Raw genomic sequence first — 21570 nt, 5'->3', positions numbered from 1 at the left:
ACCGACCACCGACAGTCCCGCCGGCCGCCCCCGGTGCTACCGTCCCCCGGTGCCCTCCCTTCTCGAACCGCCTCTGATCACCCGTCTGCTGGCGGCCGACCGCATCCTGATCGCCGGCGCCGGCGGTGGATTCGACGTGTACGCGGGCCTGCCGCTGGCACTCGCGCTGCGCGCGGCCGGCAAGGAGGTGCACCTGGCCAACCTCTCCTTCAGCCACCTCCACGGCCTCCCCGCCGAGGTCTGGCTGGAGCCCGACGTCGCCCGGATCCGCCCCGACACCGCGGCCCCCGACGGCTACTTCCCCGAGCGGACGCTGGCCCGCTGGCTGCACCGGCAGGGCATGCCCGACACGGTGTGGGCGTTCCCGAAGGTCGGGGTGCGGCCGCTGCGCGACGCCTACCGGGCGCTCACCGCCCATCTCGCCGTCGACGCCTTGCTGTTGGTCGACGGGGCGGCACCGACATCCTGATGCGCGGCGACGAGGCCGGCCTGGGCACGCCGGAGGAGGACATGGCCAGCCTCGGCGCGGTCGCCGGGCTGACGGAGGTCCCCGAACGCCTGGTCGCCTGCCTGGGTTTCGGCATCGACGCCTTCCACGGCGTCAACCACGCGCTGGTGCTGGAGAACCTCGCCGCGCTGGAGCGGGCCGGCGGCTACCTCGGGGCGTTCTCGATCCCGCGCGACAGCCGGGAGGGCGCGCTCTACCTGGACGCCGTCGAGTACGCGAGGGCCGCGTTCCCCGAGTACCCCAGCATCGTCAACGGTTCGGTGGCGGCCGCCCTGCGCGGCGAGTTCGGCGACGTCCGGTTCACCGACCGCACCAAGGGCAGCCCGCTCTTCGTCAATCCCCTGATGACGCTGTACTTCGGCGTCACCGTCGAGGCCCTGGCCGCCGAGCACCGCTACCTGCACCTGATCGAGCGGACCGTGCTGACCCGCCAGATTAGCAGCGTGATCGAGGAGTTCCGCGACACCCTGCCGGTTCGGCGCCCGCCCCGGCAGTTCCCGCACTGACGGCGGCGGGTGCGCCGGGCCCCGGCGCCCGTTCAGCCCGAGGCGAGCCGGAACTCCAGGTTCCCGAACCGGACCTGGTCGCCCGGGCGGACGCGGACGCCGCCCGCGACCCGCAGCCCGTTCACGTGCGTGCCGTTGGTCGAGCCGAGGTCGTACAGCACCCAGTCCTCGCCCTCCCGCCGCAGTTCGGCGTGGTGGCGCGACACCGAGGCGTCGTGCAGCCGCAGCCCCGAGCCCGGCACCCGGCCGATCGTCAACTGCCTTGCGGCGGGGTGCGGCAGGCTCAATCCGGGCAGCCGCTCGATCCGCCAGGCCCCGCGCAACCGCACGCCGAAGGCCGAGAGCTGACCCACCGTCCGCAGGACGAAGCGGCCGAACGGATTGCCGGTCGGCAGGTCGGCCATCGCCCGGTCGAGCTCGGCCCGACTGCCGGCGTGCAGGACGAGTTCCATCCGGCCGAGGAAGGTGTCGTGGGACAGCCGGCCGCTGCCCGCGCCCTCCCGCAGCACCCCGAGCGCCTGGTCGCGCTCGGCCTCGGACGGCCGGACCACGTGCGTCCGGATCTCAGGAGACGTCATGGCCCGATTGTCGGGTCACCCGCCCGTGCCTGTCCAGATTGCCGGGCGCGCCGGTCGGACCGGCGGCCGCCGGCCCGTCCGCCGGTCCGTCCACCCGGCCGTCCACCCGGCCCGTCCGCCGGCCCGTCCAGCCGGCCGGCCGCCGGCCCGGGGTCAGGCCTTCCTGGCGGCGGCCAGGATCTTGACGGTGGTGTGCAGGAAGCGGGCCGTGGCCGAGCCCCGGTAGGACGCGCCGAAGAGCTTGCTGCCGGTCCGCCACTTGCCGTCCCGCAGGTGGATCACCACGTACGCGGCGCCGGCGTCGGCGCCGATCACCTCGTAGTCGCCCTTGGGCGAGGTGTAGGGGACCGGGAAGTCCGCCGGCAGCGGCTCGGAGAGGAAGTTGACCACCAGACGGATCTCCGGGGTGGCCTCGATGCCCGCGAACGGCTCGGCGTCGAGCAGCGCCGCCACCTCGTCCACGGTGCGCAGCATCGTCGGGACGGGGTAGCCGAGCGCCTCGGCCAGGTGCTCCTCGATGCGCCGGGTGAGCGCGGCCCGGTCCGGCTCCGCGGTGCGGAAGAAGACGTTGCCGCTCTGGATGTACGACCGCACGTCGTCGAGGCCCAGCTCGGCGAAGAGGGCGCGCAGCCGCTCCATCTTCACCGTCCGGCCACCGACGTTGAGGGCCCGCAGGAACGCGATGTACGTGGTCGTGGTGGTCACCCGTCCAGTCTGGCACCGGGCACCGACCGCGCCTTCGACAGCGCCTCCCGGGCACGGTCGGTGCCCGGTGCCAGACTGGAGGCCATGGCTACCTGGCAGGATTTCGAGCGCGAGGCACCGGAGCTGGCCCTCGCCGTGCGGGCCCGTTTCGAGGCGAACAAGCACCACGTCCTGGCGACGCTGCGCGCGGACGGCTCGCCCCGGGTGAGCGGCATCGAGGTGGACTTCCTCGGGGCGGACCTGACGCTCGGGTCGATGCGGGGCGCGCGGAAGGCGCGCGACCTCCAGCGCGATCCCCGCTTCGCGCTGCACAGCACCCCGAGCGACGAGACCCTGGCGGGCGGTGACTCCAAGCTCTCCGGCCGGGCCGTCGAGATCACCGACGAGACCGAGCTGGCCGCCTACGCGGCTGACCTGCCGGAGCCGCCGCCCGGCCCGTTCCAGGCCTTCCGACTGGAGCTGGAGCAGGCGGTGCACACCACCGTGGGCGACGACCACCTGTGGATCGCGTCCTGGCGGCCGGGAGAGCCGGTGCGGCGGATCGAGCGGCACTGACCGGCGCCGGCCGCCCGGTCGTGGCGGCACCGTCCGCTCGCGGGCCCTACGGCAGGACCGACTTGAGGACCTCCGGCGTGCGGGCCACGACGGCGTGGCCGTCCTCCGCGGTGATGATCGGGCGCTGGATCAGGATCGGGTGCTGGGCCATCGCCGCGATCCAGCGCGCCCGGTCCTCCGGCTCCCTGGTCCAGCGCTTCATGCCCAGGTCCTGGGCCGCCTGCTCGTCGAGCCGGGTGATGTCCCACGGCTCCAGCGACAGCCGCTCCAGGACCTGCTCCAGCTCCGCGGCGGTCGGCGGGTCCTCCAGGTAGCGCCGCACGGTGTACTTGGCGCCGGCGGCTTCCAGTGCGCCGAGTGCCGTGCGGCACTTCCCGCAGCGGGGGTTGATCCAGATCTCCATGCCGCCAGGGTACCGACTGCCGGTCCCCGGCCGGGTGAACCCGGGCTCCCGGGAACTACCGTGCGTCCACCGGCGGTTTACGAACCGGCAGCGAGGCCCCGGCAACGCGGTCTCGGCAGCGGATCGCGGGAGGGGAGCACCGGGTGGACGGCGCGTCGATCATCGAGCGGCTGACGGCCGACAGGGGCATGGCGGACCCGTACCCGCTGTACGCGCGGCTGCACGAGCTGGGCCCCGCCGTGCCCGCCGGGCCCGGCACGGTCCTGGTGGCCGGCCACGCCGCGGCCAACCGGGTGCTGCGCGACCCCGGCTTCGGGCTGGAGGACATCGAGCTGCTGGCGGAGGCGAACGCCGAGGTGGCTCGGCACTCGTCGGTGACCCTGCTCGGCCGCTCGATCCTGCAGCGCAACGCGCCCGACCACGCCCGGGTCCGCTCGCTGATCGCCTCGGCCTTCAACGCCCGCCGGGTGGCGGCGCTGCGGCCGGCCGTCGAGGCCGCGGTCGGCCGGCTGCTGGACGCGATGGCGGAGCAGGGCGCGGACGGCTCGCCGGTCGACTTCATGGACGCATTCGCGTTCCGGCTGCCGGTCGAGGTCATCTGCGAACTCCTCGGCGTCCCGGAGCCGGACCGCTACCGGTTCCGCGCTCTCGCGGGAGACCTGACCGTCGCCCTGGAGCTGGTCCAGGACCTCGCCGAGCTGGCCGTCGCCGACGCCGCCGCCGACGAGCTGTCCGGTTACTTCACCGCGCTCGCCGCCGAGCGCCTGGCCCGTCCCCAGGACGACCTGGTCAGCGACCTCGCCCGGATCGCCGTGGAGGCCCCGGAGCGGATCTCCGGCCGCGAGCTGCTGGCCAACCTGGTGCTGCTGCTGGTGGCCGGCTTCGAGACCACCACCAACCTGCTCGGCAACGGGCTCTCGCTGCTCTTCCGGCACCCGCGCGCGATGGCGGGGCTGCGCACCGGCGCGCTCGCCCCGGCGCGGTTCACCGACGAGGTGCTGCGCCACGACTCGCCGGTCCAGCTCACCACCCGGATCGCGCTGGCCGCCGGGCTCGACGTGGCCGGTGTGCCGACGCCGCCCGGCACGGTGGTGCTGGTCCTGCTGGCCGCGGCCAACCACGACCCGGCCCGCTACCACCGCCCGGAACTCTTCGACCCCACCCGGACGGACAGCCAGCCGCTCAGCTTCGGCGGCGGCGCGCACTTCTGCCTCGGCTCCCAGCTGGCCCGGCTGGAGGCCGAGCTCGCCGTGCCGGCGCTCCTCGACCGCTTCCAGCGACTCGCCCCCGGAGGCGTCCCCACCCGCCGCGACCGCCTCGTCCTCCGCGGCTTCGACACCCTCCCCGTCACCATCCGCTGACCCCGCCGAGCCCGGAACGCACCGTGCCCTGGGGGTCAGCGAAACGCTGACCCCCAGGGCACGGTGCGAGGCCGAACCGCCGTGCGGCGAGGGCCTTCTAGAGGTCGTAGTACAGCTCGAACTCGTGGGGGTGGGGGCGGAGGGCGATCGGGGCGATCTCGTTGGTGCGCTTGAAGTCGATCCAGGTCTCGATCAGGTCGGGCGTGAAGACGTTGCCCGCGAGCAGGTACTCGTGGTCGGCCTCCAGGGCCTCCAGGACGGCCGGGAGCGAGGACGGCACCTGCGGCACGTTGGCGTGCTCCTCGGGCGCCAGCTCGTACAGGTCCTTGTCGACCGGCTGCAGCGGCTCGATCTTGTTCTTGATGCCGTCGAGGCCGGCCATCAGCATCGCGGCGAACGCGAGGTAGGGGTTGGACGACGGGTCCGGCGCGCGGAACTCGATGCGCTTGGCCTTGGCGTTGGAGCCGGTGATCGGGATCCGGATCGCCGCCGAGCGGTTGCGCTGCGAGTAGACCAGGTTGACCGGGGCCTCGAAGCCGGGCACCAGCCGGTGGTAGGAGTTCACCGACGGGTTGGTGAAGGCGAGCAGCGAGGGGGCGTGCTTCAGCAGGCCGCCGATGTAGTAGCGGGCGGTGTCGGACAGGCCGGCGTAGCCCTGCTCGTCGTAGAAGAGCGGCGAGCCCTCCGTCCACAGCGACTGGTGGACGTGCATGCCCGAGCCGTTGTCGCCGAAGATCGGCTTCGGCATGAAGGTGGCGGTCTTGCCGTTGCGCCACGCGACGTTCTTGATGATGTACTTGAACAGCATCAGGTCGTCGGCGGCGTGCAGCAGCGTGTTGAACTTGTAGTTGATCTCCGCCTGGCCGGCCGTGCCGACCTCGTGGTGCTGGCGCTCGACCTCCAGCCCGGCCGCGGCCAGTTCCAGCGACATCTCGGCGCGCAGGTCGGCGAAGTGGTCGACGGGCGGGATCGGGAAGTAGCCGCCCTTGTACTTGACCTTGTAGCCGCGCACGTCGCCTTCGGCGGAGCCGCTGTTCCAGGCGCCGGCCTCGGAGTCGATGTGGTAGTACGACGCGTTGGCGCTGGTGTCGAAGCGCACCGAGTCGAAGACGTAGAACTCGGCCTCGGGGCCGAAGAACGCGGTGTCGGCGATGCCGGAGGAGGCGAGGTACGCCTCGGCCTTCTTCGCGACGTTGCGCGGGTCACGGCTGTACGCCTCGCCGGTGACCGGGTCCTGGATGAAGAAGTTGATGTTGAGGTGCTTGTCCCTGCGGAAGGGGTCGAGGCGGGCCGTGGCCAGGTCCGGGACGAGTGCCATGTCGGACTCGTGGATGGCCTGGAAGCCGCGGATCGACGAGCCGTCGAACATCAGGGTCTCGGACGGGTCGAAGGTCGCCGCGGGCACGGAGAAGTGCTGCATGACGCCCGGGAGATCGCAGAACCGGACGTCGATGAACTTCACATCGTTGTCCTGAATGAACTGCTTCACTTCGGCGGCGTTGTTGAACATCCATCCTCCTCGGCGTGCGAATGGGGCTCACCCTAGGAACAGGCCGTTTCCGACCGGTGACCCGCTCGTTTCCTGAATGTTAACCGCCGCCCCCGGGCGGGCGGCAAAGTCGTACGCTCCGGGGCAAAACGCTTCGCCGGCCCGGATCGCGCCCCACGAGTGGTCTGGACCACTTGGGAAGCTCCGGGAGACGCGATTCACCCTCCGGGGGAGCCGGTGCCGAGCCGCGCCGTCCGCCCGGTTAGTGTGGATTCGTGGACACCAGAGAAGCGTTGGGATCGTGGATCGACGGCCCGAAGGCGGCCGCCGAGAAGATGGGTGCCGACTTCGGCCACCGCGGTGAGCGCCTCGGACTGCCCAAGGAGGGCACCGGCTCGATCGGCGGCCCGGGCCGGCGCCTGGGCGCGCTGTTCGTCGACGGCTGGCTGATCGCCCTGGTCGCCTACGGGCTGCTGGGCAAGGGCTCGCCGGCCTCGGCGAACCTGTGGACCACCCCGCTGTTCTTCGCCGTCACCGTGCTGCTGCTCGCCACCACGGGCACGACCGTCGGCAAGCGGCTGTTCGGCCTGCGGGTGGTCCGCCTGGACGGCCGCCGCGCGACCATCCCGCAGGTGCTGCTGCGCACCCTGCTGCTCTGCCTGGTGGTGCCGGCCCTGGTGTGGGACCGCGACACCCGCGGCCTGCACGACAAGGCGGTCGGCACGGTCGAGGTCCGCATCTAGCGGGCGCCGCCCCACGGCACCCCCCCCGGAACGACGAACGGCCCCGCAGCGGAGATTCCGCGGCGGGGCCGTTCGCGTCGATGGGGGAGGGGGTCAGCGGACCTGGCCGCCCTTGGGCATCCGGGCGCCCTTGGGCATCGGGCCCTTGGGGATCGGCGCCTTGGAGAGCAGGTCGCCCAGCGCGCGGAGGCGGTCGTTGGTCTCGGTGACCTGGGCGGGCGTGATCGCGCGGGGCAGTCGCATCAGGTGGACCTGCAGCTTCTTGAGCGGGACCTCGCCCTCGCCGGTGCCCACCACGATGTCGTGCACCGGCACGTCGCCGACGACCCGGGCCATCTTCTTCTTCTCGGACGCCAGCAGCTGGCGGACCCGGTTCGGGTTGCCCTCGCCGATCAGCGCGATGCCGGCCCGGCCCACGGCGCGGTAGACCGCGTCCTGGTTACGGGTGACCGCCACCGGGGTGGAGCTCGCGCTCCAGCCTCGCTTGATGTTGTTCAGCACCGCCGCCACGGCCCCCGGCTGCCCTTCCATCTGCCCGAACGCCGCGCGCTCGGCCCGGCGCCCGAAGACGATCGCCATGGCCAGGAAAGCCACGATGAAGCCCAGGATGCCCAGATAGATCGGGTGGTCGATCGCGAAGCCGATGGCGAGGAACACGCCGAAGGTCAGCAGGCCGACGCCGGCGATGATCAGGCCGATCTTGGTGTCGACCTTCTTGGTCATGGTGTATGCCAGGCGGATCTGCTTCAGTCGCCCGGGGTTCTCGGATGTTTCCCTCGCCATAACGCTCATGGTACGTGCCGTCGGTACGGGATAACCAAGCCCGGGTACCCGTTCGCACCGAACCGTGACCCGGGTGCCCCGGGACGGTCGCGCACAGTGGTCGCGCGGGGGCGGCGCCGGAGGGGCCCTAACGGCGCGCGGACTCCGCCACGGGGCCTCCCGGCACCGTGTCGCGCTCGCGGTCCGCCGCGTAGCGGCGGTTCTCGCAGACCGCGGCCCAGGCGTTGCGCCGGGCCTGTCGCTGCCCGCCCGCGAGCAGCACGCTCTCGGCCAGCCGCAGCGCGGTGCCCACCGACCGGATGCCGACCTGCATGTCGAACAGCTCCTCTCGTGGCGGATCCTGTCGCGGATCTCGTCGCGGATCTCGTGGTGGATCACAGGGTGGATCGTGTGGCGGAAATGATTCGAACGCTTCCATCCTCACCACTCCGTGTTACCAGCCCGTGACCCGTCAGTCAAAGCCCGGTGAACCCGAAGGGGCGGAGCCGTAGCTCCGCCCCTCAGATGGCTCACACCGGACGGCGGCCGGACCGGACCGCGGCCCCGCGGCCGGAACACGACCGGACGCGGTCAGACCGCCGCGGTCCGCTCGCGGTGCTCCAGCGCCTGCCGGTACAGCCGCCCGGCGCGGTACGAGGACCGCACCAGCGGGCCGGACATGACCCCGGCGAAGCCGAGCTCCTCGGCCTCCTGCTGCAGCTCGACGAACTCGTGCGGCTTCACCCAGCGCTCGACCGGGTGGTGGCGCAGCGACGGGCGCAGGTACTGGGTGATGGTGATCAGCTCGCAGCCGGCGCCGACCAGGTCGGCCAGCGCCTGGCTGACCTCCTCGCGGGTCTCGCCCATGCCCAGGATCAGGTTGGACTTGGTCACCAGCCCGGCCGCGCGGGCCTGGGTGATGACGTCCAGCGAGCGCTCGTAGCGGAACGCCGGGCGGATCCGCTTGAAGATCCGCGGCACCGTCTCGACGTTGTGCGCCAGCACCTCGGGGCGGGACGAGAAGACCTCGGCCAGCTGCTCCGGGACGGCGTTGAAGTCGGGGATCAGCAGCTCGACGCCGGTGCGGCCGCTCTCGCGGCCGGCGGTCAGCGCGTGCACCTGGCGCACCGTCTCGGCGTACAGCCAGGAGCCGCCGTCCGCCAGGTCGTCGCGGGCGACGCCGGTGATGGTGGCGTAGTTGAGGTCCATGGTCACGATGGACTCGGCGACGCGGCGCGGCTCGTCACGGTCGAAGTCGGCGGGCTTGCCGGTGTCGATCTGGCAGAAGTCGCAGCGGCGGGTGCACTGGTCACCGCCGATGAGGAAGGTCGCCTCGCGGTCCTCCCAGCACTCGAAGATGTTGGGGCAGCCGGCCTCCTGGCAGACCGTGTGCAGCCCCTCCTTCTTCACCAGCGACTGGAGGGCGTTGTACTCCGGCCCCATCTTCGCGCGGGTCTTGATCCACTCGGGCTTCCGCTCGATGGGGGTCTCGCTGTTGCGGACCTCCAGGCGGAGCAGCTTCCTGCCGTCGGGTGCGACAGCGGACACGTGCGACTCCTAGAACTAGACGGGGTACCCCCAGGGTACGCCTGTGCTTGTACGGCCTTCGCCGGGCCCGTGGCCCGCAAACGCAGGGCAACAGTGCTACCGGCCGGTAGATTCCCGGGTGGCGAGGTCGGTCGGCCCCCGGGGGCGGGCTCAGCGGCCGAGTGCCGGTTCCGGCAGCTCGGCGAACACCTCCGCCAGGCGCTTCTCGACCACGGACAGCGCCTCGCCGACTTCGAAGTCGCGGCCCAGCTCACCGGAGAGCGAGGCCACGCCCGCGTCCCGGATGCCACAGGGCACGATCCGGTCGAACCAGGTCATGTCCGGATTGCAGTTCAGCGCGAAGCCGTGCATCGTCACCCCGCGCGAGACGCGGACGCCGATCGCGGCGAGCTTGCGGTCGTCGCCGCGCTGCCCGGCGTTGGACGGCGCGTACTCGGGACCGGCCAGCCGCGGGTCGATGCCCAGTGGCAGGCCCATCCGCAGGGTGAGCTTGCCGATGTCCACCACCTGCGCCGGGTCGACCACCGCGTCCGGGATGCTCGCGCCGAGCACCCAGACCCCGCTGCGGCCCTCGATCCGGGTGGTCTCCACGCCGAACTCGCCGCAGGCCCGGATCAGGGCCTCCTCCAGCCGGCGCACGTAGGCGACGACGTCCATCGGCTCGGGGAGCTTCACGATCGGGTAGCCGACCAGCTGGCCGGGGCCGTGCCAGGTGATCTCGCCGCCCCGGTTGACCTCGACCACCGGCGTGCCGTCCAGCGGCAGGTCGGCCGGGTTGGTGCGGCGGCCCATGGTGTACACCGGGGGGTGCTCCAGCAGCAGCACGGTGTCGGGGATCTCGTCCGCGACCCGCAGGGCGTGCAGCCGCTGCTGCTCCTCCCAGGCCTCCTGGTAGGGGACGGCACCTTCGCCGGTGCCCAGGCGCACGAACCGTACGTTCCCGCTCATGCGCCCACCTCGTCGCGCTCTGTGGCCACTGCTGCTCCTTGCCCGGCGTTCGAGACCAACCTCGCCACTGTACGCCCGAGCCCCGGCCGGTCGTTCAGGTGCCCGAATGCGGTGGACGACCAACCCGAACCGCCCGCAGCGACCCCCGGGAGCGCCCCCGGGAAGGCCCCGGGAGCACCCCGGCTCAGGCGCCGGCGAGCAGTTGGAGGCGCAGCGCCAGCTGGAGCTCCAGCGCGCGCTCGGGACGGTTCCAGTCCGGGCCCAGCAGCGCCTCGACCCGGTCCAGCCGCTGCACCACGGTGTTCACGTGCACGTGCAGCTCGTCCTTGGCCCGGGTCAGGCTGCCGCCGCAGTCGAAGTAGGCGCGCAGGGTGCGGACCAGTTCGGTGCCGCGCCGGGCGTCGTACTCCAGTAGCGGGCCGAGGGTCGCGCCGACGAAGCCGTCGACGTCGTGGCCGTCGCCGAGCAGCACGCCGAGGAAGCCCAGGTCGCGGGCCGAGGCGCCGTCCCCGGCCCGGCCGAGCACCCGCAGGGCCCGGACGCAGCGCAGGCCCTCGGCGTACGAGGAGGCCAGCGCGACCGGCCCGGCGGCGGGACGGCCGACGCCCACGGTGACCGGGAAGCCGGCCAGCCGGGCCAGCCGCTCGGCGGCCAGCTCGGCCGCCTGCTGGGCGGACGCCGGGCCCGCCGTACCCGCGGGGCCCGTCGGCGCGTCCTCCGGGAGCAGCAGGACCACGGCCTCGCCGTGCTCCGCGCTGATGCCTCGCGAGCCGAACAGGTAGCGCCCCGCCGCGCCCGCCAGCCGGCCGCGGTCGGTCGCCGCGGCGCCGGGGGCGCCGGCCGGCTCCGCCACCAGCACCAGGTGCGGGCGGCCGAGGTCCACGCCGAGCCGGCGCCCGCGCGCGGTCAGGCCGGCCGGGTCGCGGTCGGGGGCGGTCAGCAGGTCGGCCAGCAGCTCGCCGCGCACCCGGTTCTCGGTCTCGGCCACCGAGCGGCGCAGCAGCAGGAGCAGCGCGGTGACCACGGCGGCCCGTTCGAACAGCCGCCGGTCGGCGTCCTCCAGGCCCGGCCGCCCGCGCAGCACGAGGGTGCCCAGCGGCTCCTGGCCGGCCAGCACGGCGCAGACCCAGTCCTCGCCGTGCCGCACCGACCGGCCCTCGGCGCGGGAGGCGGCGACGGCCCCGGCCAGCCCCTCGGCGGGTCCGGCCCGGCCGGCCAGCGGGTCGCCCTCGGTGTCCAGGACCGCCACCTCGCCGCCCAGCAGGGCGGCGACCTCGGCGGCGACGTCCGGTACCTCGGCGCCGCGCAGCACCAGGTCGGTGAGCCGGTCGTGGCCCTGCTCGGCCCGCTGGACGGCGGCGGAGTGGGCCCGGATCAGTTCGTTGGCGCTGTTCAGCCCGGCCAGCGCGGCCCGGGTGTCGGCGAGCGACTTGGCGGTGTCGAGCGCGATCGCGGCGTGCGCGGCCAGCGAGCAGAGCAGCGCGACCTCGTCGGGGGAGAAGGCGCGCGGGGCGCGGTCCGCGGCGAACAGCACCCCGATCACCCGCCCGCCGAGCAGCAGCGGCACTCCGATGATCGCCACCAGGCCCTCGTCCAGCACGCCGGCGTCGATCGTGCCGGTGTGGTGGAACCGCTCGTCGGTCCGGTAGTCGGGGGTGGCGTACGGGCGGGCGGTCTGGGCGACCAGGCCGCCGAGGCCGTCGCCCAGGCTCAGCCGCAGGGTCTGGAAGAGCACCGAGACGGAGCCGTCGGTGACCCGCATGTAGGTGTCGCCGGCGGCCTCGTCCGGGAGGGTCAGATAGGCGGTGTCGGTGCCGAGCAGCAGCCGGGCCCGGCGGACGATCGCCTGGAGCACGGTGTCCAGGTCCCGGGAGGCGGCGAGGTCCCCGGCGGTGTCGAAGAGCGCCGTCAGCTCGGCCTCGCGGCGGCGGTGCTGACGCAGCGTCCGGTGCACCCGCAGCGCCTGCCAGGTGGCGTCGTCGATCGCGCTCAGCACGGCGGCCGGCGCCCCCCGGCGGCGAGCGTCGGCCAGGACCTCGGCGAAGTCCTCGGTGGCGGCCCCGGAGGCCAGGAGGTCGAGCAACCGCCGTAGCGCGGGTGCCGCGCCGGTCTCGGGACGGGGGTCGTTCACGGTACGGCCGCCAATCGGCAGTGGGTCGCTACCCCAGGGACGGAAGCGCGATCGTAGCCGCTCGGCCCGGCGGGCGCGGGTGGCCGGTGCGGGTGGCCGGCGCGGGTGACCGGCGCGCACGGTGTCGTGGGCGCCGGCCACCGGTCCGTCAGGCCCGCGCGGTCTTGGTGACGGCGGCGCTCTCCGGCGCACCCGCCACCCGGTCCTGCGCACCGGCCTGCGCACCGGCCTCCGGGTCGGCCTCGGTCAGGTCGCGGCCGCGGGTCTCCCGGGCGCAGAGCACCGCGAGGACGGTGATCACCGCCGCGACGGCGACGTACACCGCGATCGGCGTCGAGCTGCCGTAGTCCTTCAGCAGCGCCGTCGCGATCAGCGGAGCCGGGGCGCCGGCCGCCACCGAGGCGAACTGGGCGCCGATGGAGGCGCCCGAGTAGCGCATCCGGGTCGCGAACATCTCGGAGAAGAAGGCCGCCTGCGGCGCGTACATCGCGCTGTGGAAGACCAGCCCGACGGTCACCGCCAGCAGCAGCGAGCCGAACGAGCGGGTGTCCACCAGCCCGAAGAAGACGAACGCCCAGACCCCGACGCCCACCGCGCCCACCAGGTACACCGGCTTGCGCCCGACCCGGTCGGAGAGCGCCCCGAACACCGGGATCAGCGCGAACTGGATCGCCGAGGCGATCAGCACCGCGTTCAGCGCGGTCTGCTTCGGCAGGTGCACCTGGGTCACCGCGTAGGCCAGCACGAAGGTGGTCATCACGTAGTACGAGATGTTCTCCGCCATCCGGGCGCCCATCGCCACCAGCACCTCCCGCCAGTGGTGGCGCAACACCGCCACCAGCGGGGGCTGCTCCACCGCCCGGCCGGCCGCCTTCCGGGCCTCGGCGGCCGCCAGCGCCTGCTGGAACAGCGGCGACTCGTCCACCGCCAGCCTGATCCACATGCCGACCGCCACCAGCAGCGCCGACAGCAGGAACGGCACCCGCCAGCCCCAGGACAGGAAGGTGGCGTCCGACTGCACGGTGGTGAGCAGCGACAGCACGCCCGCCGCCAGCAGGTTGCCCGCCGGGGCGCCGCCCTGCGGCCAGGACGCCCAGAAGCCGCGCCTGCGCGCGTCCCCGTGCTCGGAGACCAGCAGGACCGCGCCGCCCCACTCGCCGCCGAGCGCGAAGCCCTGCACCAGCCGCAGCACGGTCAGCAGCACCGGCGCGGCGGCGCCGATCTGGTGGTACGTCGGCAGCAGGCCGATCAGCGTGGTCGAGCCGCCCATCAGCAGCAGGCTCACCACCAGCAGCCGCTTGCGGCCGACCCGGTCGCCGAAGTGCCCGAAGACCAGCGCGCCCAGCGGCCGGGCGGCGAAGCCGATCGCGTAGGTGAGGAAGGCGAGCAGGGTCCCGGTCAGCGGATCGCTCGCCGGGAAGAACACCTTGCCGAACACGAGCGCCGCGGCCGTGCCGTAGAGGAAGTAGTCGTACCACTCGATGGTGGTGCCGATGAGGCTGGCACCGACCACCTTCCAGAGGGGGGAGCCTGGTCTCGCGACGGCGGGGGAACTGGCCATGGGCGGGGTCACCTCGAAGGGGGGAGTGGGGTGCGGGGGCATCAGCGGGCCGTCCAGCCGCCGTCGACGGGGAGGCTGGCGCCGGTGATGTAGGAGGCGTGCGCGGAGCAGAGCCAGAGGGCCAGCTGCGCCACCTCGTCAGGTTCGATCAGCCGCTTGACGGCGGGCCGGTCGAGCATGATCTGCTCCACCACCTCGTCCTCGCGGATGCCGTGCGCGAGCGCCTGGTCGGCGATCTGCCGCTCCACCAGCGGGGTGCGCACGTACCCCGGGTTGACGCAGTTGCTGGTGACGCCGTGGGGCGCGCCCTCCAGCGCGACCGTCTTGCTCAGACCCTCCAGGGCGTGCTTCGCCGTCACGTAGCCCGACTTGAAGGCGCTGGCCCGCAGGCCGTGCACGGAGGAGATGTTGACCACCCGCCCCCAGCCCCGCGCGTACATGTGGGGCAGGGTGCGGCGCAGGATGCGGAACGGGGCCTCGACCATCACCCGCTGGATCAGGGTGAAGCGCTCGATCGGGAACTCGTGGACGGGCGCGACGTGCTGGAGGCCGGCGTTGTTGACCACGATGTCGGCGTCGTCCGGCAGCGCCTCCACCGCCTCCGGGTCGGCGAGGTCGGCGACGTGCGCCACGCCGCCGATCCGCCCGGCGAGCTCCCGGGCCGGGGCGGCCGCGAGGTCGACGACGTAGACCCGGGCGCCGGCCTCCGCGAAGGCTTCGGCGCAGGCCCGGCCGATGCCCGAGGCGGCCCCGGTGACCAGGGCCGTACGGCCTTCGAGCGGGCGGGCTGAAGTGGTGTCCATGGCCGAGAACGGTAGGAAGCCGGCGGCCCGGCTCCCATGTGATGGCGTACCACAGCGGCCGGGCGCCCTGTGGTGGTCACCGCTATGAGGGCCGATCGGTGGTTCAGCCGCCCCGGGCCAAACCCGTGCCGCTCGGGCTTCCCCACAATGGGCGCCGATGCTTCACCCGTTCGGAGGATTGCTCGGTCAGAACCGCCCATAGCGCCCGAATGCTCGCTACATTCACGCCGATTCCCGACAGGGGGCGCCGCCACAGGCAGCCGAAGTGCTGGTGGAGCCGGTACGGCGTCCGAGAGGTGTTGACTGACTATGCCCCAACGGCCTGCAACCGACAGCCCGGCGTACGGACCGCTCGACCCGCTCGACCAGCACCGAGGTCCGGTCGGCCGGGCCCTTCCGGACGCCCCCGAGGCCCCGGCCGCCGACGATATGCGGCTGCCCGCGCAGGTCACGACCGCACCGCACCGGAGCGCCCCGGCGCCCGCGGACGCGCCCGTCGCTCCCGCGCCCGCCCCGCCACCGGCCGCGGTGAGCACCGGTCCGGCTCCGCAGAACGGCCAGCTGGCCGCCCTGATCGAGGAGGCCGGCTTCTCGCACGCCGGCCTGGCCCGCCGGGTCGACCAGCTCGGCCTGGAGCACGGCCTCGACCTGCGGTACGACAAGACCTCGGTCACCCGCTGGCTCCGCGGCCAGCAGCCGCGCGGGGCCACCCCGGCGCTGATCGCCGAGGTGTTCACCCGCCGGCTCGGCCGCCGCCTCACCGCCCAGGACCTCGGCCTGGACGCCTGCGCCCCGGTCTACGCCGGCCTGGAGTTCGCCGAGACGCCGCAGGAGGCGGTGGACATCGTGGCGAGCATGTGGCGCAAGGACAACGGCCCGCAGTCCGAGCTGCGGCGGATCGCCTTCACCCCGGCCGGCCTGGTCGTCCCCAGCCGGGACTGGCTGATCGGCCGCACCGACGAGCGGGTCGCCCGGGACGGCTCCACGCTGCCCCGGCCGGACACCGCCGCCGGCCCGGCGCCCGGCGGTCCGGCCGGGCCCGGCGGGCCGTCCGCACCCCAGGCGCGCGCTGCGGCGCCCGGAGTGTCCCCCGCCCGCCCGGCCCGCGGCGGCGCCGGCGCACCGCCGGCCCCGGCCGCCTCGGCCGCCGCGCTCGGCCGGGTGCCGACCCAGAGCCGTCGGCCGCCGACCGCCGTCGAACCGCCGTACACCGACCCGGCCCGCGAGCCGAGGCCCGCGCTGCGCGTCGGCCGGGGCGACATCGCCGCCATCCGCGCCGTCGGGGACCTCTTCCGCGCGCTGGACCACGCCTACGGCGGCGGGCACGCCCGCCAGGCGCTGGTCCGCTACCTGGAGAGCGAGGCCGAGCCGATGCTGCGCGGCCGCTACGGCGAGCAGATCGGGCGGGCGCTCTTCGGGGCCGTCGCCGACCTGACCAGGCTCGCCGGCTGGACGTCCTTCGACATCGCCGCGCACGGCCTGGCCCAGCGCTACTTCGTCCAGGCCCTGCGGCTCTCCCAGGCCGCCGGGGACCGCGCGCTCGGCGGCTACATCCTGGTGACGATGAGCCAGCAGGCCGTCCATCTCGGCCACGGCCGGGAGGCGGTCCAGCTGGCGCGGGTCGCCCAGCAGGGCGTGGGCACCGCCGTGCCGCCCACCGTGCAGTCGCTGCTGCACGCCGCCGAGGCGCGCGGCCACGGCCTGCTGGGCGACGTCCGCTCCTGCACCACCGCCCTGGTCCGCTCCGAGCGGGCCCTGGCCGGCGCCCGGGCCGGCGATGACCTGCCCTCCTGGGCGCGCTACTTCGACGAAGCGCAGCTCTCCGACGAGTTCGCCCACTGCTACCGGGACCTCCAGCAGTGGCGGACGGCGGCGCAGCACGCCGAGAAGTCCCTGCGGCTGCGCTCGCCCGCCTACGCCCGCAGCCGGATCTTCTGCCGGATGGTGCTGGCCACCGCCCGGCTCGGCATGGGGGACTTGGACGAGGCGTGCACCATGGCCACCGACGCGCTGCGGGCGGCCGGGGAGATGCGCTCGGCCCGTTCGCTGGAGTACGTCCGGGACTTCCACCGCCGGCTCACCCCCTACCGGGGCAGTCCGGTGGCCCGCGCCTTCGAGGAGACGGCGCGCCAGGCGGGGGTGATCTGACGACGGCCCGCGCCGGGGCCGCCCGGCCGGGCCCGGCGGCCGGCCCGGCGCGGCGGCTACCAGCTCTCGGCGTTGACCCGCTGCCGGTCGCCCCCGGCGGCCGGTGGGCGGGCGCTCCCGCGCAGCCGCTGGGCGAGCAGCGGGAAGGCCAGGACGGAGAGCATGCCCGCACCGACCAGCGCGGCCGCGGTGGAGGACGGCAGGTGCCCGGCGTCCACCTCGATCGTGGTGATCACCACGACCAGCGGCAGCGCGGTCGCGCCGTACAGGCCGAGCGCCGCCCGGTCGCGGCGGCCCAGCCCGATCGGGGCGAGGAGGGCCGCCGGCAGTCCGCGCACGGCCAGGAGCAGCAGCAGGAACACCGGGACGAGCAGCAGGCTGCCCGGGTCCCGGAGCAGCGCCTCCAGGTCGAACTTCATCCCGCTGACCACGAAGAACACCGGCACGAGGAAGCCGAAGCCGATGCCCTCCAGCTTGGCCTCGATGACCTCCTCCGTGGCCTCGGGCACGTCGGTCAGCAGCAGATGGGAGATGATCCCGGCGGTGAAGGCGCCGAGCAGCATGTCCAGGTCGAGCCAGACCGCGGCGGACACCATCGCGGTCAGCACCAGGATCACCGTGCGGATCGCGAACTGGCCGGAGGTGCGCAGGGTGCGGCGGATCAGCCGGGTCACCCAGTCCGGCCGGGGCCGCCGGGCGAAGCCGACGGCGGCCGTCGTGATCACCGCGAAGACGGCCAGGATGACGGCGGTCCTGGCCGGGCTGTTGCCGCTGAGCAGGATCGCGACCGCGATGATCGGCCCGAACTCGCCGACCGCGCCGGTGGCCATCACCAGCGAGCCGAACGGCGTCGGCAACTCCCCGGAGTCGCGCAGGATCGGCAGGATGGTGCCGAGCGCGGTGGTGGTGAGCGCGAGCCCGGCGAAGGCGCCGTTCAGCGGGTCCCGGTTGACCATGGCGCCCACGCCGAGGGCCACCACCAGGGACACCAGCCACGCGGCGCCCGCCCGCTTCAGCGGGCCGCCGCGCAGCTTGGCGAAGTCGATCTCGTAACCGGCCAGGAACATCAGCATCGCCAGGCCGAACTCGGAGAGCGCGTCGACCAGCCCGTCGACCTGCGCCCAGTCCAGGACGTCGGGGCCGATCAGGACGCCGAGCACGATCTCGAACACCACCGTGGGCACGGCGACCCACCGCAGCAGCCGGTCGGCCAGCAGCGGGGCGGCCACGGCGGCGGCCGGGATCAGGATCAGTGCGAGCGGGTCGATCCGGCAGTCGGCGCTCACCGGGCGAGGGGCCCGGGGTCCTGGACGGAAAACGTCCGATTAGCGGTCATATCGGCATACTGGCACGCCGTGACGTGCCGTCCCGGCAGCCCGGCGGCCGCGTGTTACGCCGCCGCCTCCGCCTCCCGGGCGGAGACCGGCAGCCCGAGGTCGCGCGCCACGGCCAGGGCCGCCCGCCGCCCCGACACCAGGGCGCCCTGGACGCTGCTGGTGTCCCGGTGGTCGCCGCAGACGTACAGCCCGGCCAGCAGGCGCACCGGGCGGCGGTTGTTGTGCGGCGGCGGCATGGCCGGCACCGCGTCCGGGACGTGGCGCACGCTCAGGAACTGCCAGCCCTTCGTCGGGACGCCGTACAGCTCCGCCAGCCGGGCCCGCACCGCGGGTTCGAGCGCGGCGGGCCCGCCGGAGTCGAAGGAGCGCCGCCCCAGCACGGTGGTGGCGATCAGGGCCTGCCCGGGCGGGGCGTACGAGTGGTGCAGTTCGCTGAGCACCAGGGAGTGCGAGACCAGTGGCGGGTGGCCGTTCGGCCGGTCGCCGTCCAGCAGCAGGACGGCCTCGCCGATCGGCGCCCGGTCGGCCGCGTGGTAGAAGGTCGTGACGGGGTGGAAGTCCGGCAGCCGCAGCCCGGGCAGTAGCGCGGCGGCCGAGCGTGCGTCGGTCGCCACCACGACGGCCTGGGCGCCGATCCGGCCGTGGCCGGCGGTCTCCACGCCGTCGGCCGCGATCGAGGTGACCCGCACGCCGGGCCGCAGGGTGTCGGCCGGCAGGGCGGCGGCCACCTGGGCCGGGACGGCCGCGATCCCGTCGGCGGGCAGACAGAGGCGGCCGCGCGCGTAGCAGCGCAGCACCAGGTCGGCGATCCGGCTGCTGGTGCCCAGGGCCGGATCGCTGAGCAGGGCGCCGAGCAGCGGCCGCAGGAAGCCGTCGACGGTGCGCGGGGCGAGCCCGCGTTCGCCGAGCGCGCGGGCGGTGGTGGTCTCCGGCCGGGCCTGCAGTCGGCCGGCCGGGGTGGCGGCCAGCCGGCTGAGCCAGCTGCCCAGCCGGGCCTTGTCCAGCGGACTGCCCAGCGGGGCTCGGGAGGCCGCCTGGCGGGCGGCGGTCAACTGCGGGTCCCCGGCGCGGTAGCGGCGGCCCCCGCTGTGCACGAGCACGCCGGGCGCGAGCGGGTGCAGGCCGAGCCGGTCCAGGTCGAGCGCCCGGCTCAGCTCGGGGTACGCGGTGTTCAGCAACTGGCTGCCGTGGTCGAGCCGGAAGCCGTCCAGCTCGCGGGTGGCCATCCGGCCGCCGATCCGGCCCGAGGCCTCCAGGACCTGGACGGTCAGGCCGTAGCCGGTGAGCGCGCGGGCGGCGGCCAGGCCCGCGAGTCCGGCCCCCACCACGACGACGTCCGGATCGGACTGTCGGCGGGTGCGGCGGGTGAAGTCGTATGTGGGCACTGGCGTGCTCCCTCCCTGGTCCCGGAGCTTCGGCCGACGCAGGCAGCGGGGTGCCGGGACACGGTCCGACGGTGTGATGCCCAGTCAGTACGAGCGTCAGACAAGCACACCGGGCCCTATCCGGGTCCCGGGGAGGGTTCGACAGCATGCGGTGGGGGCGCGGTCACACACGGTGCCCGCAAGTGGTCCGGTTCGGGCTCCACGGGCGCGCACCGTCACCAGGGGCGTGCGGCGCGCCTGGTTCGTGCTCCCGTGCGCCCCCTCCCGGAGCCCCTCCCGACCCCCGCTCGGCATATGCCCCCGGCCAGGGCTGACGCCGTAGCGGGCGTACGCGGGCGGCCCGGGCGGGGCATCCGCGCCCGGACCACTCGGCCTACCGCAGGCGCCCTACCGGACGCGCCCGCTCCGCGCGCACCCCGCGGCCGCCCGGAGCGGCCGCCACCATGCCGCCCCGCGGCGACGGCACCGCCGCGACCGCACGGCACCGCCGCGACAGCTCCGCCACTCGCGGAACCGCCGCCCCGCCGCCCCGCCGCTACACTGCCGCCTGCACCGCCGAGTCCACGTCCGGGTGCTCGAAGCGGAAGCCGGCCTCCAGCAGCCGCCGCGGTACCACCCGGTGGCTGCCGGTCACCTCGACGGCCAGCTCGCCCAGCACCGTCTTGAGCGCCGCCTCCGGCACCGGGAACGGCGTCGGCCGCTTCAGCACCCGGCCGAGCGCCGCCGTCAGCTCGGCGTTGGTGACCGGCTCCGGCGCGCTGAGGTTGAACGCGCCGCTCAGGTCGTCGCGGTCGATCAGGAACCGCAGTGCGGCGACCTCGTCCGCCAGCGAGATGAAGCTCCAGTACTGCCGGCCGTCGCCGAGCCGCCCGCCGAGCCCCAGGCGGAACAGCGGGAAGAGCCGGCCGCCGGCCCCGCCCGCGGCGGAGAGCACCAGCCCGGTGCGCGGGTGGACCACCCGGATCCCGGCCCGTTCGGCGGGCCGCGCGGAGGCCTCCCACTCGACGCAGACCTCGGCGAGGAAGTCGTCCCCGGCGGGCGAGTCCTCGTCGATCACCCGGTCGCCGGTCTGGCCGTAGTAGCCGACGGCCGAGGCGCTGACGAAGACCCGGGGCGGCTTGTCGAGTTCGGCCATCGCGACGGCCAGCGTCTCGGTGCCGAGCACCCGGCTCTCCCGGATCTCCCGCTTGTACGCGTCGGTCCAGCGGCGGTCGCCGACCCCGGCGCCCGCCAGGTGCACCACCGCCTCGACGCCGGCCAGCCCGGCCCGGTCCACCTGGCCCAGCAGCGGGTTCCAGCCGATCGCCGTCGTCCCGTCCGGCCGCGGACCGGTTCTGGAGCGGTGCCGGACCAGCCGGACCACCTCGTGGCCGTCGGCCAGCAGCGAGCGGACGAGTGTCGAGCCGATCAATCCCGTGGATCCTGTGACCGCGATGCGCATGGGCCCATCCTCGCAGTTTCCGGCGGCCGGAACTCCGTATCCACCCCGGGCGCGGCTGACTAGCATGGCGCGCATGCACGCCGAAGATCTGATCATCCGTCCCGCGCAGACCGAGGACGAGAAGGAACTCTCCGCGCTCAACCGGGCCGCCTGGTCCTGGCAGAGCGACGTCGCCCCGCAGCCGGCCGAGGGGGACACCGTGTTCGACGAGCGCCACACCCCGGACCAGTTCCTGCTCGCCCTGCTGGGCGGCCGGATCGTCGGCTACATCCGGGTGGTTCCGCCCACTCCGCTGGCCAGTAACGGGCACGTGCGGCAGATCCAGGGGCTGGCGGTCTCCGCCGGGGCCCGCGGCCGGGGCGTCGGCCGGGCGCTGGTGGAGGCGGGCTGTGCGGCCGCCGCGGAGCAGGGGGCGCGTCGGATCACCCTGCGGGTGCTCGGGCACAACGCCCCGGCCCGCCGCCTCTACGAGGCCTGCGGCTTCGTGGTCGAGGGTTCGCTCGCCGAGGAGTTCCTGATCGACGGCCGGTACGTGGACGACATCTGGATGGCCCGTTCACTGCTCGGCTGACAGTGATGATGTTCGTGGTGATGTTGCTGGCGGGTCTGACCCTTCGGCTGACTGACGCTTCGGCTGTCTTGTTTGGGATTTGTCGGC

General features: G+C 74.1%; 19 protein-coding genes and 1 pseudogene. 6 read left to right on the top strand and 14 right to left on the bottom strand.

The window, feature by feature from the left end:
- Positions 1-49: 49 nt before the first annotated feature.
- Positions 50-1014: pseudogene (locus ABZ495_RS25260) on the top strand (DUF1152 domain-containing protein).
- 32 nt (positions 1015-1046) lie between these two features.
- Here the strand turns inward: ABZ495_RS25260 and ABZ495_RS25255 are convergent.
- Complete coding sequence (locus tag ABZ495_RS25255; RefSeq protein ID WP_329487357.1) at positions 1047-1592, bottom strand: DUF1707 and FHA domain-containing protein; 546 nt, start codon at positions 1590-1592, stop codon at positions 1047-1049.
- A gap of 153 nt (positions 1593-1745) precedes the next feature.
- Entirely contained in the window at positions 1746-2297 is a 552-nt protein-coding gene (locus ABZ495_RS25250) for a DUF1697 domain-containing protein (protein WP_329487356.1), read from the bottom strand.
- An 84-nt stretch (positions 2298-2381) separates the two neighbouring features.
- Between ABZ495_RS25250 and ABZ495_RS25245 the strand changes: the two genes are divergently transcribed.
- On the top strand, positions 2382-2852 hold the full coding sequence (locus ABZ495_RS25245; RefSeq protein ID WP_359838217.1) for a pyridoxamine 5'-phosphate oxidase family protein: 471 nt from the start codon (positions 2382-2384) through the stop codon (positions 2850-2852).
- Positions 2853-2898: 46 nt separating this feature from the next.
- Here ABZ495_RS25245 and ABZ495_RS25240 read toward each other — a convergent pair whose 3' ends face one another.
- The gene (locus ABZ495_RS25240; protein ID WP_359802731.1) at positions 2899-3255 is read right to left on the bottom strand and encodes an ArsC/Spx/MgsR family protein; all 357 of its coding nucleotides are present in this window, start codon (positions 3253-3255) and stop codon (positions 2899-2901) included.
- Between the two features lie 143 nt (positions 3256-3398).
- Here ABZ495_RS25240 and ABZ495_RS25235 point away from each other — a divergent pair, with 143 nt between their 5' ends.
- Entirely contained in the window at positions 3399-4616 is a 1218-nt protein-coding gene (locus tag ABZ495_RS25235) for a cytochrome P450 (RefSeq protein WP_359838215.1), read from the top strand.
- 97 nt (positions 4617-4713) lie between these two features.
- On the opposite strand, the gene glnA is transcribed toward ABZ495_RS25235, so the two are convergent.
- On the bottom strand, positions 4714-6126 hold the full coding sequence (gene glnA / locus ABZ495_RS25230; RefSeq protein ID WP_329487352.1) for a type I glutamate--ammonia ligase: 1413 nt from the start codon (positions 6124-6126) through the stop codon (positions 4714-4716).
- Positions 6127-6380: 254 nt separating this feature from the next.
- Between glnA and ABZ495_RS25225 the strand changes: the two genes are divergently transcribed.
- Positions 6381-6848 carry an RDD family protein gene (locus ABZ495_RS25225; protein WP_329487351.1) on the top strand — a complete coding sequence of 156 codons (468 nt, stop codon included), beginning with the start codon at positions 6381-6383 and terminating at the stop codon, positions 6846-6848.
- Positions 6849-6941: 93 nt separating this feature from the next.
- Here the strand turns inward: ABZ495_RS25225 and ABZ495_RS25220 are convergent, their stop codons facing one another.
- The 7 genes from ABZ495_RS25220 to ABZ495_RS25190 all read right to left on the bottom strand — a co-directional run bounded on the left by ABZ495_RS25220 (position 6942) and on the right by ABZ495_RS25190 (position 14601).
- A complete protein-coding gene (locus tag ABZ495_RS25220) occupies positions 6942-7631 on the bottom strand; it encodes a DUF4191 domain-containing protein (protein ID WP_359838213.1) in 690 nt (229 codons plus the stop codon).
- Positions 7632-7758: 127 nt separating this feature from the next.
- Positions 7759-7944 carry a hypothetical protein gene (locus ABZ495_RS25215; RefSeq protein WP_359838211.1) on the bottom strand — a complete coding sequence of 62 codons (186 nt, stop codon included), beginning with the start codon at positions 7942-7944 and terminating at the stop codon, positions 7759-7761.
- A 257-nt stretch (positions 7945-8201) separates the two neighbouring features.
- Entirely contained in the window at positions 8202-9158 is a 957-nt protein-coding gene (locus ABZ495_RS25210) for a lipoyl synthase (RefSeq protein WP_329487348.1), read from the bottom strand.
- Between the two features lie 150 nt (positions 9159-9308).
- Positions 9309-10106: a lipoyl(octanoyl) transferase LipB gene (gene lipB / locus ABZ495_RS25205; protein WP_329487347.1), complete on the bottom strand. Its 798-nt coding sequence runs from the start codon at positions 10104-10106 to the stop codon at positions 9309-9311.
- 184 nt (positions 10107-10290) lie between these two features.
- Positions 10291-12237, bottom strand: a complete 1947-nt coding sequence (locus tag ABZ495_RS25200) for a GAF domain-containing protein (protein WP_359802697.1) — start codon at positions 12235-12237, stop codon at positions 10291-10293.
- A gap of 148 nt (positions 12238-12385) precedes the next feature.
- Positions 12386-13798 carry an MFS transporter gene (locus ABZ495_RS25195; protein WP_359802694.1) on the bottom strand — a complete coding sequence of 471 codons (1413 nt, stop codon included), beginning with the start codon at positions 13796-13798 and terminating at the stop codon, positions 12386-12388.
- Between the two features lie 41 nt (positions 13799-13839).
- Positions 13840-14601: a 3-hydroxybutyrate dehydrogenase gene (locus ABZ495_RS25190; RefSeq protein ID WP_359838209.1), complete on the bottom strand. Its 762-nt coding sequence runs from the start codon at positions 14599-14601 to the stop codon at positions 13840-13842.
- 309 nt (positions 14602-14910) lie between these two features.
- On the opposite strand from ABZ495_RS25190, the gene ABZ495_RS25185 reads away from it, so the two are divergent.
- On the top strand, positions 14911-16749 hold the full coding sequence (locus ABZ495_RS25185) for a regulator (protein ID WP_359838207.1): 1839 nt from the start codon (positions 14911-14913) through the stop codon (positions 16747-16749).
- A gap of 56 nt (positions 16750-16805) precedes the next feature.
- Here ABZ495_RS25185 and ABZ495_RS25180 read toward each other — a convergent pair whose 3' ends face one another.
- The 3 genes from ABZ495_RS25180 to ABZ495_RS25170 form a co-directional block, all read right to left on the bottom strand.
- The gene (locus ABZ495_RS25180) at positions 16806-18035 is read right to left on the bottom strand and encodes a cation:proton antiporter (RefSeq protein ID WP_359838205.1); all 1230 of its coding nucleotides are present in this window, start codon (positions 18033-18035) and stop codon (positions 16806-16808) included.
- A 104-nt stretch (positions 18036-18139) separates the two neighbouring features.
- Complete coding sequence (locus tag ABZ495_RS25175) at positions 18140-19471, bottom strand: FAD-dependent oxidoreductase (RefSeq protein ID WP_359838204.1); 1332 nt, start codon at positions 19469-19471, stop codon at positions 18140-18142.
- Between the two features lie 535 nt (positions 19472-20006).
- Positions 20007-20912 (bottom strand): TIGR01777 family oxidoreductase, encoded by a 906-nt coding sequence (locus ABZ495_RS25170; RefSeq protein ID WP_359802681.1) that lies wholly within the window; start codon positions 20910-20912, stop codon positions 20007-20009.
- A 64-nt stretch (positions 20913-20976) separates the two neighbouring features.
- Between ABZ495_RS25170 and ABZ495_RS25165 the strand changes: the two genes are divergently transcribed.
- Positions 20977-21483: a GNAT family N-acetyltransferase gene (locus ABZ495_RS25165; protein WP_329487338.1), complete on the top strand. Its 507-nt coding sequence runs from the start codon at positions 20977-20979 to the stop codon at positions 21481-21483.
- Positions 21484-21570 lie beyond the last annotated feature (87 nt).

It is taken from the genome of Kitasatospora sp. NPDC005748 (genome assembly GCF_040630735.1).
Classification (GTDB): Bacteria; Actinomycetota; Actinomycetes; order Streptomycetales; family Streptomycetaceae; genus Kitasatospora.
The sequence above is the reverse complement of the archived record's forward strand: the minus strand, read 5'-3'. Positions and strand labels throughout refer to the sequence as shown.

What these genes read in the sequence shown, in the direction of transcription:
- ABZ495_RS25195 (WP_359802694.1), bottom strand. Translation starts at nt 13,798, where the DNA reads ATGGCCAGTTCCCCCGCCGTCGCGAGACCAGGCTCCCCCCTCTGGAAG.
- ABZ495_RS25255 (WP_329487357.1), bottom strand. Translation starts at nt 1,592, where the DNA reads ATGACGTCTCCTGAGATCCGGACGCACGTGGTCCGGCCGTCCGAGGCC.
- ABZ495_RS25185 (WP_359838207.1), top strand. Translation starts at nt 14,911, where the DNA reads ATGCCCCAACGGCCTGCAACCGACAGCCCGGCGTACGGACCGCTCGAC.
- glnA (WP_329487352.1), bottom strand. Translation starts at nt 6,126, where the DNA reads ATGTTCAACAACGCCGCCGAAGTGAAGCAGTTCATTCAGGACAACGAT.
- ABZ495_RS25245 (WP_359838217.1), top strand. Translation starts at nt 2,382, where the DNA reads ATGGCTACCTGGCAGGATTTCGAGCGCGAGGCACCGGAGCTGGCCCTC.
- ABZ495_RS25215 (WP_359838211.1), bottom strand. Translation starts at nt 7,944, where the DNA reads ATGCAGGTCGGCATCCGGTCGGTGGGCACCGCGCTGCGGCTGGCCGAG.
- lipB (WP_329487347.1), bottom strand. Translation starts at nt 10,106, where the DNA reads ATGAGCGGGAACGTACGGTTCGTGCGCCTGGGCACCGGCGAAGGTGCC.
- ABZ495_RS25220 (WP_359838213.1), bottom strand. Translation starts at nt 7,631, where the DNA reads ATGGCGAGGGAAACATCCGAGAACCCCGGGCGACTGAAGCAGATCCGC.
- ABZ495_RS25240 (WP_359802731.1), bottom strand. Translation starts at nt 3,255, where the DNA reads ATGGAGATCTGGATCAACCCCCGCTGCGGGAAGTGCCGCACGGCACTC.
- ABZ495_RS25165 (WP_329487338.1), top strand. Translation starts at nt 20,977, where the DNA reads ATGGCGCGCATGCACGCCGAAGATCTGATCATCCGTCCCGCGCAGACC.
- ABZ495_RS25170 (WP_359802681.1), bottom strand. Translation starts at nt 20,912, where the DNA reads ATGCGCATCGCGGTCACAGGATCCACGGGATTGATCGGCTCGACACTC.
- ABZ495_RS25190 (WP_359838209.1), bottom strand. Translation starts at nt 14,601, where the DNA reads ATGGACACCACTTCAGCCCGCCCGCTCGAAGGCCGTACGGCCCTGGTC.